This window comes from Enterococcus alishanensis (assembly GCF_019218635.1).
In the GTDB taxonomy this organism is placed as follows: domain Bacteria; phylum Bacillota; class Bacilli; order Lactobacillales; family Enterococcaceae; genus Enterococcus_A; species Enterococcus_A alishanensis.
Genome location: NZ_JAHUZB010000046.1, coordinates 1 through 391 on the forward strand (window position 1 = coordinate 1; position 391 = coordinate 391).

Consider the following 391-nt stretch of genomic DNA (forward strand, 5'->3'; position numbering starts at 1 on the left):
AGGTAGACTGAATAATAAAGACATCAGAACCACGCACGTTTTCATTGATCTGAACGCTGACTTCGCCATCACTGAAACGGCCGACTTCGGCATCTCCAAGTTTGATATACAGGCGGCTGGCGATTTTACTTGCGAGTTCTGGTATGGCGTTACCAGCGAAAACCTTCATGTCAGGCACGGTAGGATCCTCAGGGCAGTGTTGAGTCCGGTTTATCAATTCACAGCGGCAATAGCACCGCTGCAGTTACTTATTCGGTATCTGCCAACGCAGCCCACACAGGTGACTGGTTGACCCATTTTGCAATAAAACCACGGCAGGACGGTGGTAAATGCGCCAGGGCATGCTGAGCACTGGTCTGGTCCGGGAATGCGGCGAACACACTGGCGCCAG

Annotated in this window: 1 protein-coding gene; it reads right to left on the bottom strand. The window is 52.2% G+C overall.

What is annotated here, in order from left to right:
• Window positions 1-169 (bottom strand): ribose-phosphate pyrophosphokinase-like domain-containing protein (locus tag KUA55_RS18215; protein WP_246601613.1); only part of this gene is annotated, 169 nt, incomplete at its 3' end.
• Window positions 170-391 lie beyond the last annotated feature (222 nt).